Origin of the sequence: Bradyrhizobium algeriense (assembly GCF_003062295.1) — a bacterium.
GTDB classification, from domain to species: Bacteria; Pseudomonadota; Alphaproteobacteria; order Rhizobiales; family Xanthobacteraceae; genus Bradyrhizobium; species Bradyrhizobium algeriense.
Genome location: NZ_PYCN01000001.1, coordinates 188347 through 203753, shown reverse-complemented (window position 1 = coordinate 203753; position 15407 = coordinate 188347). Strand labels below are relative to the sequence as shown.

The following is a 15407-nucleotide window of genomic DNA, read 5'->3' as shown; positions in this document are numbered from 1 at the left end:
TCCGGTTCTTGTTCCTCAACTGCAGAGCATCCGTCACGCCGTTCTCGGCGAGCGATTGATCGCGACGCGGGCGAGCGAACCAAGCACGTAACCCGCAAGCGAGAATGCGACTGGCGGCAAGAGCCCCTTGAGATCAAAGATGGCTCGAGACAGGAATTGTTCAAGCGCCGGTGGTGCCAGCAGAAGATCCAGGTTCAGGAAAACAAGCGGTGATATCACGAGCAACGCCAGGCGGAGCCGGTGTTTGGCAAAGGTGCAGAGTACTGCAACGACAACGGTCGTGGCGCCGAACAGGCCATAGGCGATCTCAAAGCCGAGAGCATGGCGGATGTTGAAAGCGCTGGCCAGCAACAGACCCCAAACAAGGCCGGCGATCAGAAGCGCTGTGTCGTCGATGCGCCGGAAAAGCGGCAGATACCCCAGTGACAAGAATGCCAGGATCGACAGGGTCGGCCAAGCCGCGACAAAGGTGCCATGCATCAGCCCCCACAAGTGGAATGTTGGCCAGCTGAGTGTGGCATAGGCATAGCCAAGCGGCCACATCAGCAGGAAGCCGGCAACAACGGCGATGACGCTTCGTATGAAAGTCCGCATGGCGCTATCAACGATACCGCTTCACCCTCACGGCGAGGAGGTGTATTTTCGCGCACCTCCCGGCCCGGGGAATCTCTAATCATCAAACATCGGCGGCGGCTTGAACCCGCCGAATTCCTGCTCGATCAGTTCCGCCAGCTTCAAGGGCGTGCGGTCTTCCAGCCAGGGGCCGACGATCTGTACGCCGACCGGCAGTCCATCCGGCGCAAAGCCGGTCGGGATCGCGGTGGAGGGCAGGCCGGGCAAGGTGGCGATGCCGGGCCAGGAAAGCTGGTCGGGATAGACGTAATCCTTGCCGTCGATCCTGATGCGGCGCTTCTCCTGGTCGTCGGAATGATCGTGCGGATAGGCCGGCGTCGGCATGATCGGGCAGATCACCACGTCATAGGTCTTGAAAAGTTCGCGCCATTGCGCGCGCAGCCGGGAGCGTCCGCCATCGGCCATCAACCAGTCGCGGTGGCTGAGCGTAATGCCGCGCAGGCGCTCGGCGGCGAGGCTTATGTCTTCGGCGGGCAGCGACGCGGCGGCCGCCAGCGCGCCGGCGTAGGCTTCTGGCGCAAAGGAGGCCGCAAGGAACGACATCAGCATCCGCATGTAGAGCCGGCTTGATGCGGCGAAATCAGGCAGCAGCGGACTGGTGCGGTCGATCTTGACGCCGGCCTTGGTGAGATTTCCGGCAAGCGTTTCCAGCGTGCCGCGCACCACACTGTCGGTCGGCATTACCGGATCGGTGTCGAGCAAGAGCACGCGGAAATTCTTCATCTCCGTGTGACGCGGCGGCGGCAGCGTGAGGCTATAGGCCTTGCCGGATTCGAGCGGGTCGGGCCCCGCGATCACGTCGAGCAACAGCGACAGGTCGGCCGCGCCGCGCGCCATCGGCCCGATCACGCTGAGGTCGCGCGTGGAGGGTAGCGGCGGCAGTGGCGGCGGCGTGTGGCCGCGCATGGCGACGAGGTCGAACGTCGGCTTGTGCGCGTAGACACCGCAATGAAACGCCGGCACGCGCAAGGAGCCGCCGATGTCGGAGCCGAGCGACAGCGGTCCATAGCCCGCCGCGAGCGCCGCCGACGATCCACCGGAGGAGCCGCCGGGCGTGCGGCCGAGATCAAAGGGGTTGTTGGTGGTGCCGTAGATCTCGTTGTAGCTCTGCCAGTCGGCGAGCCCAAGCGGGACGTTGGTCTTGCCGAGGATGACCCCGCCGGCATCCTTGACCCACGAGACCGGCAACGCGTCTTCCCTCGGCGTAAAATCCTTCTGCGTCGGAATCCCCCATGTCGTCGGCAATCCCGCGACGTTATAGGATTCCTTGAGCGTCACGGGCAGGCCGAGCAACGGCTTCTTCACGCCGCGTGCGAGTTCGGCATCGGCGGCGCGGGCCGCGGCAAGGCCGCGCTCGAAATCGCGAACGCAAATCGCATTGATCTTCGCGTCGTGCCGCTCGATCCGGGCGATGGCGTCCTCTGCCAGTTCGACGGCTGAAACCTTTTTGGCAGCGAGGGCTGCCGACAATTCAACGGCGGTCTTGAAGCTCCATTGCGATTTGGCCAAGGCGTACTCCCGCTCTGTCTTTCGATGCGGCGCGGATGATGCTCAGTTTGTGCACGCGCGGCAAGAGCAATGGCTGTACAGCGGCGAGCACGCCATGTTGCTAGCCGCTTGGCGAAGGCGGCGTTTGCACGCTAGTCTCCCGATCAACGAAAATGAAAACAGCGCGGGCCGATGAGATCAATCGTCTGGAACGTCTGCGAAGTAAATTGACGAGAGGAAACCATGCCACCTACGGCGCGCCGGAGATTTCCCGTGTTGTCCACCAGGCGTCTGACCTTGCGGGCCGCGACGCCAAAGGATGTCCCCGCGTTTCGGGCGCTATTGTCGGTTCCCGACGTAACGCGTTTTTCCAATTGGCCCGATGCGCCGTCCATGACGCAGGTCGAACGTTTCGTGCGCTGGATGTCCAAGGCCCACGGGTCCGGCAAGGGTTGCGCCTGGATCATCGAGATCAGCGGCTCAAAGGCGCTGGCCGGTGCGATCCGTTTCAACAGTTTCGAGAAGAAATGGCGGTGCGGCCAAATCGGCTACGAACTGCATCCGGATTATTGGGGCAAGGGCCTGATGACGGAAGCGGTGCGGGCCGTGGTCGCGTGCGGGCATGAGACCTTCAGGCTCAATCGCATCGATGCCTGGACGATGCCCGGTAATGCCGCGTCCGACCGCGTGCTGGAAAAGTCAGGCTTTCAGTATGAAGGCACGTTGCGGCAAAAGGCATGGTTCAAAGGTGCGTTCCATGATTTTCGGATGTTCGGCCGGATCTCGGAAGACCCCGCAACCGCGAACGGAGATGCGGCCTAAGCCCCGCCGATCAATATCCCGACCGCCAGCACGATGCCGCCGCCAAGCACGATCTGGAATGCCGCCTGCAGGAATGGCGTGTCCATGTAACGTGCGCGGATGAAGGCAATCGCCCATAGTTCGAAGAACACCACGACGCAGGCGATGGCGGTGGCGATCCAGAATGCGTTCGGCCAGGAATCCGGCACCAGATAGGGAAAAGTGTGGCCGAGCCCGCCGAGCGTCGTCATCAACCCGCAGATGATGCCGCGCAGCCATGGCGAGCCGCGCCCCGTCAGCGAGCCATCATCCGAGAGCGCTTCGGCAAAGCCCATGCTGATGCCGGCGCCGATCGAGGCGGCTAGTCCCACCAGAAACGTCTGCCAGTTCTGATGCGTGGCAAAGGCGGCGGCGAACAATGGCGCCAGCGTCGAGACCGAGCCGTCCATCAATCCGGCTAACCCCGGCTGCACATATTGCAGCACGAACATACGCCGGCGCGTCTTGTCTTCCTCGGCGCGCACATCCGGGCTGAGGATCTCGCCGGTCAGCTTCACTGCGAGCTTCTCGTGGCCCCTTTCTTCCTCGGCGAGGTCGCCGAGCAAGCGGCGCACGCCGACATCGTCGGCCTGCTCTGCGGCCTTGATGTAGAATTGCTCGGCCTGGAGCTCCATCGTCTCGACTTCCTTGCGGATGGTGTCGAGCGACAGGTTCTTGGTCAGCCAGATCGGGCGACGCCTCAGGAAGCCCTTGACGTCCTCGCGGCGGATCGGCGGCAGATGCGCGCCAAAGCGCTGCTCGTACAGTTCCAGCAGCCGATGGCGGTGGCCGCGTTCCTCCTCGGCCATCTCCTCGAACACCTTGGCCGAATCCGGATAGCGTTCCACGAGGTCTTCCGCGAACGTCATGTAGATGCGGCTGTCCTCCTCCTCGGAAGAGATCGCGACAGCCAGCACTTCGCGTTCGGTCAGATCGGCGAAATTCTTCACGGGACAGCGCCTTTTCTCAATTTAGAATAGTTCTAATATTGGCTGCCGCCGCGGTCAATTGCCGGGCGTGGCCTGGTTCGCCTTCGTCTAAGCGTTCGCCTTCGTCCCTCGCAAGAATTGCACCAGCAGCCAGCTCACTTCGTTGGGCTGCTCCTGCTGCACCCAGTGGCCCGCGCCATCGACGAGATGGCTGCCGATCATGTTGGTGCAGGCCTTCTGCATGGCCTCGTACACGCCGGGGCGCTGATAGGTGCCCCAGTCCTGCTTGCCCGAGATGAAGGCAGAGCGCACGTCGATGGTGCGGCCTGACCAGGTCTGCAGTTCCGGCAAAAACGCGCCCGAGGTGCCGCAGCGATACCATTGCAGCCCGCCCTGGAATCCGTTGCGTTCGTACTCGGCGCTGTAGAAGGCAAGCTCGCTGTCCGGCAGCCATTTGTTGGCGGCAATTTCGGCGGCCGAGGGCATTTCTGCCGCAACCGTCGCGGCCATGTCCTTGGCGAGGTCCATCACATAATAGGTCGGCAGTTTTGCGATTTCGTCCGCCGACCATGACTTCAGCGGATAGGGCTGGTTGTCCTTCCAGTCCGCGCTCTTGTGATGATAGTAGGCGCGCAGGAAATCGTGCACGCCTTGCGGCGCATGGTGCATGTCGGCATTCGCCTCGCGCGTCGAGTAGTACCATTGGTAATGTTTTCGCGGGCGCGGCAGCGCTGCAAGGTCGCGGTGAATGGGATCATCGACGGGCCTGGCGGGTTCGTGCACCGTGTTGAAGGGTAGGGATGGCGGGCCGGCGAACGGCGCGCTCATCATGAGGACCGAGCGAAACACGTCGGGCCGGATCAGCGCGCACCAGGCGGCGACCGAAGAGCCGAAATCATGCCCGATGACGGCGTCAACGCTGCGATAGCCGAACGCCGACACCAGCCCGAGCGTGTCGCGCACCAGGTTGGTGAGCCGGAACGAGGCGAGATCGCCGTCGTAATCCGGGTCCCATCCGGTGGTGCGGCCATAGCCGCGCTGGTCCGGCGCGATCACGTGGTATCCGGCTTCTGCGAGAACCGGCATCACCTTGCGCCAGGAGAAGGCGAGTTCGGGGAAACCATGCAGCAGCAGCACGCAGGGCCGGCCACGCGTCTCGAAACCGGCTTCGAGCACGTGCATGCGCAGGCCGTTGATGTTGTCGACGTATCGGGAGCGGATGGAGGAGGGGAGCGGGATCTCGGGGAGGATGGTCATTGTGTTTCCTCGTCATGGCCGGACTTGTTCGGGCCATCCACGTCTCTTTGCCGTCAGACTCTAAAGACGTGGATGCCCGGGACAAGCCCGGACTTGACGATCATTGTTCGCGATGCGCGCTCCCCCTCCAGGGCCCTCCAAGGGAGGATAAGACATCTACCCCTTCACCGCCGGCTTCGGCCAGTACCGGTCCCGCAGATGCCGCTTCACCAGTTTCCCGGTCGGCGTCCGCGGCAACTCCGCCTCGAAGTCGATGCTTTTCGGGCATTTGATCGGCGACAGATGCTTGCGGCAGAACACGATCAGTTCGGCCTCGAGCTCCTTGCCGGCTTTTGCCATGTCGTGCGGCTGCACCACGGCCTTGACCTCTTCGCCCATTTCCTCGTTCGGCACGCCGAACACGGCGACGTCGGAGACGGCGGGATGGGTGATCAGGACGTCCTCGGTCTCCTGCGGGTAGATGTTCACGCCGCCCGAGATGATCATGTAGCTCTTGCGGTCGGTGAGGTAGAGAAAACCTTCCGCGTCGAGATAGCCGACGTCGCCGAGCGTCGACCAGCCTTTTTCATTGTAGGCCTTCTTCGTCTTCTCGGGATCGTTGTGGTAGGCGAAGGCAGGCGCATCGGCGAAATAGACCGTGCCGATTTCGCCCACGGGACGCTCCTCGTCGTTCTCGTCCAAAATCTTCACCTTGCCGACCACGGCGCGGCCGACGGTGCCGCGGTGCGTCAGCCATTGCTGCGAGGTCGAGACGGTAACGCCGTTGCCTTCGGAGCCGGCGTAATACTCGATCAGGATCGGTCCCCACCACTCGATCATTTTTGCCTTCACGTCGACCGGGCAGGGCGCAGCGGCGTGAATCGCGCCTTTCAGCGAGGAAACATTGTAGCGCGTGCGCACCTCGTCCGGCAGCTTCAGCATGCGCACGAACATGGTCGGCACCAGTTGCGACTGCGTGGCCTTGTATTTCTCGACCAGTTTTAGAAATTCCTCGGCGTCGAAATGCTCCATGATGATGGAGGTGCCGCCGAGCGTGATCGCCATCATGTTGAAGCGCAAGGGGGCTGCGTGATAGAGCGGCGCCGGCGACAGATAGATGCTGTCGGACGACATACCGCACATGTCGGCGCAGAGAATTTTCAGGAGCGGGTTCGGCACGTCGATCGCCTTGCCCTCGAACTCCTTCTTGATGCCCTTTGGCCGCCCGGTAGTGCCGGACGAATACAGCATGTCGTAGCCCGCCACTTCATCCGGTATCGGCATGGCCGGCTGCGCGGCGACTTCCCTGTCAAAGGAACGGAAGCCCGGCTCGGGCTCATCCATCATGTAGAGCAGCGGTCCATCTACCTGGCCAACGAGGCCCCTGACCTGGTCGGCGCATTTCGGCGTGGTGATGAAGACTTTTGCGCCGCAGTCTTTCACGATGTAGGCGATCTCGTCCTGCGTCAGATAGCGGCTGATCGCGGTGTAATAGAGACCTGCGCGCTGCGCCGCCCAGCAGATCTCCATGAAGGCGAGGCGGTTTTCCATCAGGAGTGCGATGTGGTCGCCGGCCTTCAGACCGAGCGAACGAAACAGATGCGCGCCCTGGTTCGAGAGCTCGTCGAGTTCGCGATAGGTGATCGCCTTGCCGGTCGTCGCCATCTGATAGGCGATCTTGTTCGGATAGGTGCGGGCGTGGACGAAGGGATGGGTCATGGTGTTTCCTCAATAAGAAAATGGCGAGCAGGAAGCGCACTCCCTGCTCGCCAGTCGCCAAACGCTTTTCTTGTTTTTAAAGCCGCTCGACGATCGTCACGTTGGCCATGCCGCCGCCTTCGCACATGGTCTGCAGGCCGTAACGCTTGTTGTTCTGCTTGAGGGCATTGACCAGCGTGGTCATCAGCTTGGTGCCGGAGCCGCCGAGCGGATGACCGAGCGCGATCGCGCCGCCATTGACGTTGAGCCGTGCCGGATCGGCGCCCGTCGTCTTCAGCCACGCCACCGGCACGGCCGCGAAGGCCTCGTTGACTTCGAACAGGTCGATGTCGTCGATCGACATCCCGGCCTTCTCCAGCGCCCGCTTGGTGGCGTGCAGCGGGGCATCCAGCATGATCACGGGATCGCCGCCCATCATGGTCATGTGATGGATCCGCGCCAGCGGTTTGACGCCGAGCGACTTGAGGCCCCGTTCGTTGACCACCAGGACGCCGGACGCGCCGTCGCAGATCTGGCTGGCGCTGGCCGCGGTATGCTTGCCGTTCTCGGCGATCAGCTTGACGCCCTTGATGCCGTCGAGGCTGACGTCGAAGCGGATGCCTTCGTCGACGTGATGGGTATCGGTCGAGTTGTCGGCGCGGGTGATCTGCAGCGGAACGATTTCGTCCTTGAACTTGCCGGCTTGCGTTGCGGCAATCGCGCGCTGGTGGCTCTCATAGGAATAGGTGTCGAGCTGGTCCTTGGAGAGCCCGTACTTCTCGGCCATCATTTCCGCGCCGGTGAACTGGCTGAACACGATGTTCGGATATTTCTGCTCGAGGCCCGGGCTCTTGTAGTGGCCAAAGCCGTTCTTGGCGGGCAGCTGCGAGGCCAGACCCATCGGCACCCGCGTCATCGATTCCACGCCGGCGGCGATCACGATGTCCATCGAGCCGGCCATCACGGCCTGGGCGGCGAAATGCAGCGCCTGCTGCGAGGAGCCGCACTGGCGGTCGACCGAGGTGGCGGGCACGCTCTCGGGAAGCCTGGAGGCCATCACCGCGTTGCGGGCGATGTTGTTGGACTGCTCGCCGGCCTGCATCACGCAGCCCATGATCACGTCCTCGATCTGGGCGGGATCGACGCCTGAGCGATCGACCAGCGTATTCAGCACGGAAGCGGCCAGATCGGCCGGATGCCAGCCTGCGAGACGTCCCCCCTTGCGGCCGCCCGCGGTACGCGCGGCGGCGACGATATAGGCCTCGGCCATGTCTGTTCTCCCTGATTTGTTGTTGGTGGTGTTTGAAAGATGGGCCGGATTTAAGGGGCGCTTCGGGATTTAGTCAATCAATCAATTAACTCTTGAGTGCAGCCGCGGCATGCGCTTATGTGCGGCCAGATTTCCGGCCTTAGGCAGTGATGGGATCACCGTTGAATACCAGCGTACCGACCAGGCTCCCGAGCGGTAAAAATACCACCGCCGAGAAGCTGCTTGTCGCGGCGAGCGAGCTGATGATCGAGCGCGCCTCGATCGAGGTGTCGCTGTCCGACATCGCACAGAAGTCGGGCGTCAACGCCGCCCTGGTAAAATACCATTTCGGCAACAAGGACGGGCTGTTGCTGGCGCTTCTGGCGCGCGACGCCGCCACCGAGATGTCGGGACTCGAATACCTGATCAGCCAGCCGATCTCGCCGACCGCAAAACTCAAGCTGCATATCGGCGGCATCATCCGCGCCTATTATCAGTTCCCGTATATGAACCGGCTGATCCACTACCTGCTGCATGAAAGCAGCACGGAAGCGGCCGACGAGGTGTCGAAGTTTTTCGTGGCGCCGCTCCTGGAATTCCAGCGGCGGCTGCTCGCGGAGGGCATCAAGGCCGGCGAATTCCGCAACATCGATCCTGTCATGTTCTACACCAGCCTGGTTGGCGCCTGCGACCACCTGTTTTTCGGCCGCCACGCGATGTCGCGCGCGACCGGCGTCGGCCCCGTCACCGACGAGGTCTGCCGCGAATATATCAAGCATATGGAAGCGCTGATCTGCGGCGGGATGCTCAACGAAAGTAAGATGCGAATGGTGAGTAGCGAATAGATATCCATTCGCTACTCCGTGTTCGCCGATCTAGAGAAGAAAACACCCAAGGAAAGGTTCAAAAAATGCAGTTGCAAGACGTAGCCGTTCTCATCACCGGCGGTGGCTCCGGCCTCGGCGCCGCGACCGCCCGCGCCATGGCCGCCAAGGGCGCGAAAATCGGCGTCATCGACCAGAACAAGGAAAACGCCGAAAAGGTCGCCGCCGAAGTGAAGGGCGTTGCCCTCCATGCCGACGTGACTGACGAAGAGGCGATCAAGGCGGCGATTGCCAAGGCCGAAGCCGCCCACGGCATTGCGCGCGTCTTGATGAACTGCGCCGGCATCGGCGGCTCGCAGCGTACCGTCGGCAAGGACGGCGTCTATCCGTTGGCGAAGTTTGTCCGCATCATCAATGTCAATCTGATCGGCACCTTCAACGTGCTGCGCCTGTTCGCTGAGCGCCTCGCGACCGCGCCGCCGATCGGTGAAGAGCGCGGCGTTGCCATCAACACGGCTTCGGTCGCAGCCTATGAAGGCCAGATCGGCCAGATCGCCTATTCGGCATCGAAGGGGGGCGTTGTCGGCCTCACGCTGCCGGCCGCGCGCGATCTCGCCAGTCTCAAGATCCGCGTCAACACCATCGCACCCGGCCTGTTCCTGACGCCGCTCCTGATGGGTCTGAACGAGGAGGCCCGCAAGAGCCTTGGCGCCCAGGTGCCGCATCCGGCCCGCCTCGGCGATGCCGCCGAATACGGCGCGCTCGCGGTCCACATCGTCGAGAACCCGATGCTCAATGGCGAAACCATCCGTCTCGACGGCGCCATCCGCATGGCGCCGCGGTAGGCACTACTGCTCTTCCTTCTCCTCTTGTGGGAGAAGGTGGCGCGGATGAAATCCGCGCTGGATGAGGGGTTCTCTCGGCTGGCAACCCCTCACCGCAGTGAATGCGCGGCTTATACCGGTGTAGCCCTCTCCCACAAGGGGAGAGGGCGCAGCAATTGGCGCCGCATCGGCGAATGCAGGGAGCGCTTCGTGACTCAACCGCTGCTGATCGAACATCGTGACGGCGTCGATTGGGTCACGCTCAATCGCCCGGACAGTCTCAACGCACTCGATCCTTCACTGATCGACGCACTCAACGCCTACTTCGAAGGCTTGCAGCGCAATCGTTCCACCCGCGTCGTGGTGCTGAAGGGCGCGGGCGCATCGTTCTGCGCCGGCCTCGACCTCAAACACGCGATGAAGCGCCGCGCCGGCCAGCAGGAGCCGCCCGGCGTAACGGAGTCGCTGGACTCGCAGCGGCGCATTGCCGACATCGTGATGCTGATGCGGCGCTGTCCGCAGCCGATCATCGCGCTGATCCAGGGTGCGGCGGCCGGCGGCGGCTTTGCGCTGGCGCTCGCTGCCGATATCCGCATCGCCACCAAGTCCGCGCGGATGAACTGCGCCTTCATCAAGCTGGGCCTCGGCGGCTGCGACATCGGTACGTCCTATTTTCTGCCGCGGCTGGTCGGCGTGTCGGTCGCGTCCGAACTGATCCTCACCGGCCGCTTCATCGGCGCCGAGCGCGCGCTGGCCGTCGGTCTCGTTTCTGAACTCGTCGAGGAAGGCGGGCTTGATGCGGCGGCCGAGCCTTACGTCGATGCGATGATGACGGCTTCGCCGGTGGGCTTAAGGCTGTCGAAAGAATGCCTCAACATGAGCGTCGATGCCGGCTCGATCGAGGCCGTGATCGCGATGGAAGACCGCAATCAGGTGTTGTGCAGCCGCTCGGAAGATTTCAACGAAGGCATCAGGGCCTTTCTCGAAAAGCGAAAGCCTGTCTATATCAAGCGATAGAACTTGAAGATCCGCAAAGGACTGAATTCCGGGAGACGCAATATGAGTGGGAGTGCTGCCGCAGTGTTGACCAAGCCGGCCTTTCGCAAGATTGAATGGCTGGCGCGCGACATCGCGGTCGAGCGTCGCCCGGACGGCGTCATCATCCTGAAGTCGCGCATCCCGCTGCAGCCTTACGAGAAGCATATTCCGGCTTCGCTTTCGAAATGGGCGAAGCAGGCGCCCGAGCGTATCTGGCTGGCGCAGCGCGGCGGTGCGGACCGACAATGGCGCAAGGTCTCCTACGGCGAAGCCAAGCGCATCGTCGACGGGCTGACGCAGGGCCTGCTCAATCTCGGTCTCGAAGACCGGCCCGTTGCGATCCTGTCCGGCAATTCGATTGAGCATGCGCTGATGACGCAGGCCGCGATGCAGGCGCGCCTGCCGGCGGCGCCGGTGTCGCCGGCCTATTCGCTGATGAGCCAGGATCATCTCAAGCTCAAATACCTCTTCGACCTGATCAAGCCTGCCGTGGTGATGGTGCAGGACGGGCCGACCTTCGAGAAGGCGCTCAGGGCGATCGACCTAACCGACGTCACCATCGTTCACGTCGCGCGACCCTGCGACGGTATCAAGAGCGTGTCCTTTGCCGATCTCGCGGCAACGCCGGTCAGCAAGGACGTCGAGGACTCGGTTTCGAAAATTACGCCTGACACCATCGGCAAGCTATTGTTCACATCGGGCTCGACCGGCATGCCCAAGGCCGTCATCAACACGCAGGAGATGATGTGCGCCAATGCGGCGATGATGATGCAGGTGCGCCCGCGCGACCCGAACGGGCCGATCGCGACCGTGCTGGACTGGATGCCGTGGAACCACACCATGGGCGGCAACGCCGCGTTCCATCCGATCCTGGTCGATGGCGGCACGCTCTATATCGACGACGGCCGGCCGATGCCCGGCCAACTCGAAGAGACCATCCGTAATCTGCGCGAAGTGTCTCCGACCTATTATGCCAACGTGCCGGCCGGTTACGCGGCGCTGGCGGCCGCGATGGAGAAGGACGACGCGCTGTGCCGCAGCTTCTTCAGGAATTTGACCGTGATGGCCTACGGTGGCGCGCGGCTGCCTGATGATCTCCACGACCGCATGCAGGCGCTGGCGGTGAAGACCACCGGCGAGCGCATCGTGTTCTATACGGGGTGGGGCTCGACCGAGACCGCGCCGACCTCGACCGGCACCTATTGGGACACCGAGCGCGTCGGCCTGATCGGCCTGCCGTTCCCCGGCGTCGAACTGAAGCTGGTGCCGTGCGGCTCGAAATACGAGCTGCGCCTGCGCGGCGTCAACGTCACGCCGGGCTATTTCGGCCAGCCTGACCTCACGAAGAAGATGTTCGACGAGGAAGGCTTCTACTGCATCGGCGATGCCGGCGTCTTCGTCGACGACAACGATCCGCTGCAGGGCATCATCTTCGCCGGCCGCGTGGTCGAGGACTTCAAGCTCACGACCGGCACCTTCGTCCATGTCGGCTCGCTGCGCACCGATGCGATCGCCGCCGCGACGCCTGTTGTGCACGACGCACTGGTGGCTGGGCAGGACCGGGAATTCATCGGGCTGTTAGCCTGGCCCAATCTGCACGCCTGCCGGCAGATCGTCAGCAGTCCCGATGCGACGTTTGAAGACGTGGTCAAGCATCCCGAGGTGATCGCCTGCCTGAAGCGCGGGCTGGAAGCGCACAACGCGTCCGCCACCGGCAGCAGCATGCGGATTGCCCGCGCGATGCTGATGGCCGAGCCGCCCTCGATCGACGGCAACGAGCTCACCGACAAGGGCTACATCAACCAGCGCGCCGGCCTCGAACGCCGCGCCGCGCTGGTGGAGAAGCTTTACGCCGAGAAGCCGGGCAATGATGTGATTGTGCTGCAATGAAGATCGCTCTCACAGTGACCGTCATTCCGGGGCGATGCGAAGCATCGAACCCGGAATCTCGAGATTCCGGGTCTGGTCCTTCGGACCATCCCGGAATGACGGTCTCCCTTATCCATCCTTAACGCGAGTAACCCGCCATGAACTTCGATTTCTCCGACGAACAAAAACAGATGCGTGATGAGGCGAGGAAGTTTCTCGCCGAAAAGTGCCCGCCGAAGGCTGTGCGTGAGGTGCTCGACGGCAAGGCGCCGTATGACAAGGCGCTGTGGCAGGGGCTCGCCGAAATGGGTTTTCTCGGCGTCGCGATCCCCGAAGCGTTCGGCGGCGCGGGCGCTGGCCATCTCGAACTCTGCGTGATCGCGGAAGAAATGGGCCGTGCGAATGCGCCGGTGCCGTTCTCTTCCACCGTCTATCTCGCCGCCGAAGCGCTGCTGTTGGCAGGTTCCGACGCGCAGAAGCAGAAATGGCTGCCGAAGATCGCGAGCGGCGAGGCGATCGGCACGCTGGCGCTGTTCGAGGGCAAGGGCAATCCGTCGCCGAAGGCGATCAAGCTGCAGGCCTCCGGCGGCACGCTCAGTGGCGTGAAGAAACCGGTGCCGGATGGCGCGATCGCTGATTTCGCCGTGGTTGCTGCGCGCACCGGCTCCACGGGGCGCGATTCCGATATCTCGCTGTTCCTGGTCGACCTGAAGGCCGGCGGCGTCGAAGCCAAATCGCTGATCAATGTCGATCCGACCCGGGGCCAAGCCGAACTCACCTTCAAGAACGCCAAGGCCGAGCCGCTCGGTGCCGCCGGTGACGGCTGGAGCATTTTGACCCAGGTGCTCGATCGCGCGGCAGTGCTGCTGGCGTTCGAACAGGTCGGCGGCTCCGACCGCGCGCTCGAAATGGGCCGCGACTATGCGCTCGACCGTATTGCCTTTGGCCGGCCGATCGGTTCGTTCCAGGCGGTGAAGCACATCCTCGCCGACATGTATGTCTCGGCGACGCTGGCGCGCTCGAATTGCTACTACGGCGCCTGGGCGCTCTCGACCAACGCATCGGAACTGCCGGAAGCAGCAGCCGCTGCGCGCATCAGCGCGACGCAGGCGTTCCAGCACTGCTCCAAGAACAACATCCAGGTTCACGGCGGCATGGGTTTCACCTGGGAGTTCGACTGCCACATGTACTACCGCCGCGCCAACGCCACCGCGCTGACGCTGGGCAGCCTGTCGTACTGGGAAGATCAGTTGATCGACCGCATGCGCAAGAAGAACGCGGCGTGAGGTTGATGTGTAGGATGGGTAGAGCGCAGCGAAACCCATCAAACCGCGGGCTGAGGACGATGGGTTTCGCTTCGCTCTACCCATCCTACGAAGCCGCCGAGGATTGAAAACATGAACTTCGACGACACCCCGCAGGAAGCTGCGTTCCGCGCAGAAGCCAAGGCGTGGATCTCGGCCAACGCGCCGAAGCAATACGAGGAGGAACTCCGAAAATCCTCGCTCGGCCGAACCGTGCTCAAGGGCGCCAATATTCTCGAGGTCGCAAAGGCCTGGCAGAAGAAGAAGGCCGACGCCGGCTGGGCGTGCCTGCACTGGCCGAAGGAATATGGCGGCCGTGGATCATCGCCGATCGAGCGCGTGATCTGGCAGCAGGAAGAGGGCCCGTTCGGCAAACTTAGCGGCATGTTCATCATCGGCCACGGCATGTGCGGGCCGACGATGATGGCGTTCGCCGGCGAGGAGCAGAAGCGAAAGTACCTGCCGCCGCTGGCCTCGGGCGAAAAAGTCTGGTGTCAGCTGTTCTCCGAACCTGCCGGCGGCTCCGACGTCGCAGGCCTGCGCACCCGCGCCGAGAAGGACGGCGACGACTGGATCATCAACGGCCAGAAGATCTGGACCTCGGGCGCGCATTACTCTGATTACGGTATCCTGCTGACGCGAACCGATCCGAACGTCGCCAAGCACAAGGGCCTCACCATGTTCTTCCTGGACATGAAGAGCCCGGGCGTCGAGGTGCGGCCGATCAAGCAGGCCAGCGGCCAGTCCGACTTCAACGAGGTCTATTTTACCGATGTGAAGATTCCGGATTCGCAGCGGTTAGGGGCCGTCAATGACGGCTGGAACGTCTCGCTGACCACGCTGATGAACGAGCGCATGTCGATCGGCGCCGGCGTCTCGACAGGCTTCCCGGAATTGTTCGACTTCTGCAACAGCCTGATGCTGGAAGATGGACCCGCGATCGAAGACCGCAGCGTTCGCTCGAGGCTTGCGAACTATGCGGTAAAGGCGAGTGGCCTGCGATACACCAGCATGCGCGCGATCTCGGCGCTGTCGAAAGGCGAGCGGCCCGGTCCGGAAAATTCCATCGGCAAATTGGTGGCGGGATCGATGGTCCAGGAAGTCGCGATGTATGCGCTCGACCTGCAGGGCGCCGCCGGCGTGCTGAGCGGACCTGAAGACGCCGAGGTCGCCGGCAAATTCCAGGCGATGCTGCTGCGCGCGCCGGGCACTCGCGTCGAGGGCGGCACCGACGAGATCATGCGCAACATCATCGCCGAGCGCGTGCTTGGCCTGCCCGGCGACATCAGGGTCGACAAGGACGTGCCGTTCAACAAGATCCCGACCAAGGGGCGGACGTAGAATTCGTCATTCCGGGGCGCGCGAAGCGCGAACCCGGAATCCAGAGGTTATTGATCGAGATTCTCAGATGCGCAATTGCGCATCGTAGTTCGTGCGTTGCACGCACGCCCCGGAATGACAAGAAAAAGGAAGCC

Annotated in this window: 13 protein-coding genes; 7 read left to right on the top strand and 6 right to left on the bottom strand. The window is 63.0% G+C overall.

Features of this window, described 5'->3' with window-relative positions:
- Window positions 1-33: 33 nt before the first annotated feature.
- Both C7G61_RS00990 and C7G61_RS00985 read right to left on the bottom strand, forming a co-directional pair.
- The gene (locus tag C7G61_RS00990) at window positions 34-543 is read right to left on the bottom strand and encodes a hypothetical protein (RefSeq protein ID WP_145963534.1); all 510 of its coding nucleotides are present in this window, start codon (window positions 541-543) and stop codon (window positions 34-36) included.
- Between the two features lie 126 nt (window positions 544-669).
- Window positions 670-2142, bottom strand: a complete 1473-nt coding sequence (locus C7G61_RS00985) for an amidase (RefSeq protein WP_108512207.1) — start codon at window positions 2140-2142, stop codon at window positions 670-672.
- A gap of 252 nt (window positions 2143-2394) precedes the next feature.
- Here C7G61_RS00985 and C7G61_RS00980 point away from each other — a divergent pair, with 252 nt between their 5' ends.
- The gene (locus C7G61_RS00980) at window positions 2395-2943 is read left to right on the top strand and encodes a GNAT family N-acetyltransferase (protein WP_244608088.1); all 549 of its coding nucleotides are present in this window, start codon (window positions 2395-2397) and stop codon (window positions 2941-2943) included.
- Here C7G61_RS00980 and mbfA read toward each other — a convergent pair.
- From mbfA to C7G61_RS00960, 4 genes are all read right to left on the bottom strand, one after another.
- On the bottom strand, window positions 2940-3911 hold the full coding sequence (gene mbfA / locus C7G61_RS00975) for an iron exporter MbfA (protein WP_108512205.1): 972 nt from the start codon (window positions 3909-3911) through the stop codon (window positions 2940-2942). The two genes, C7G61_RS00980 and mbfA, sit on opposite strands and share 4 nt — an antisense overlap.
- An 87-nt stretch (window positions 3912-3998) precedes the next feature.
- Window positions 3999-5147 carry an alpha/beta fold hydrolase gene (locus tag C7G61_RS00970; RefSeq protein WP_108512204.1) on the bottom strand — a complete coding sequence of 383 codons (1149 nt, stop codon included), beginning with the start codon at window positions 5145-5147 and terminating at the stop codon, window positions 3999-4001.
- A gap of 156 nt (window positions 5148-5303) precedes the next feature.
- The gene (locus C7G61_RS00965; RefSeq protein WP_108512203.1) at window positions 5304-6845 is read right to left on the bottom strand and encodes an acyl-CoA synthetase; all 1542 of its coding nucleotides are present in this window, start codon (window positions 6843-6845) and stop codon (window positions 5304-5306) included.
- Between the two features lie 76 nt (window positions 6846-6921).
- Window positions 6922-8094: an acetyl-CoA C-acetyltransferase gene (locus C7G61_RS00960; protein WP_108512202.1), complete on the bottom strand. Its 1173-nt coding sequence runs from the start codon at window positions 8092-8094 to the stop codon at window positions 6922-6924.
- Window positions 8095-8243: 149 nt separating this feature from the next.
- On the opposite strand from C7G61_RS00960, the gene C7G61_RS00955 reads away from it, so the two are divergent.
- From C7G61_RS00955 to C7G61_RS00930, 6 genes are all read left to right on the top strand, one after another.
- Window positions 8244-8918 (top strand): TetR family transcriptional regulator, encoded by a 675-nt coding sequence (locus C7G61_RS00955; protein ID WP_108512201.1) that lies wholly within the window; start codon window positions 8244-8246, stop codon window positions 8916-8918.
- Between the two features lie 65 nt (window positions 8919-8983).
- Entirely contained in the window at window positions 8984-9742 is a 759-nt protein-coding gene (locus tag C7G61_RS00950; protein WP_108512200.1) for an SDR family NAD(P)-dependent oxidoreductase, read from the top strand.
- Between the two features lie 189 nt (window positions 9743-9931).
- The gene (locus C7G61_RS00945; RefSeq protein ID WP_108512199.1) at window positions 9932-10738 is read left to right on the top strand and encodes an enoyl-CoA hydratase/isomerase family protein; all 807 of its coding nucleotides are present in this window, start codon (window positions 9932-9934) and stop codon (window positions 10736-10738) included.
- Window positions 10739-10780: 42 nt separating this feature from the next.
- Window positions 10781-12649, top strand: coding sequence for an AMP-binding protein (locus tag C7G61_RS00940; protein ID WP_108512198.1), 1869 nt, complete (start codon window positions 10781-10783; stop codon window positions 12647-12649).
- 137 nt (window positions 12650-12786) lie between these two features.
- A complete protein-coding gene (locus C7G61_RS00935; RefSeq protein WP_108512197.1) occupies window positions 12787-13914 on the top strand; it encodes an acyl-CoA dehydrogenase family protein in 1128 nt (375 codons plus the stop codon).
- A gap of 111 nt (window positions 13915-14025) precedes the next feature.
- A complete protein-coding gene (locus C7G61_RS00930; RefSeq protein WP_108512196.1) occupies window positions 14026-15273 on the top strand; it encodes an acyl-CoA dehydrogenase in 1248 nt (415 codons plus the stop codon).
- Window positions 15274-15407: the final 134 nt, after the last annotated feature.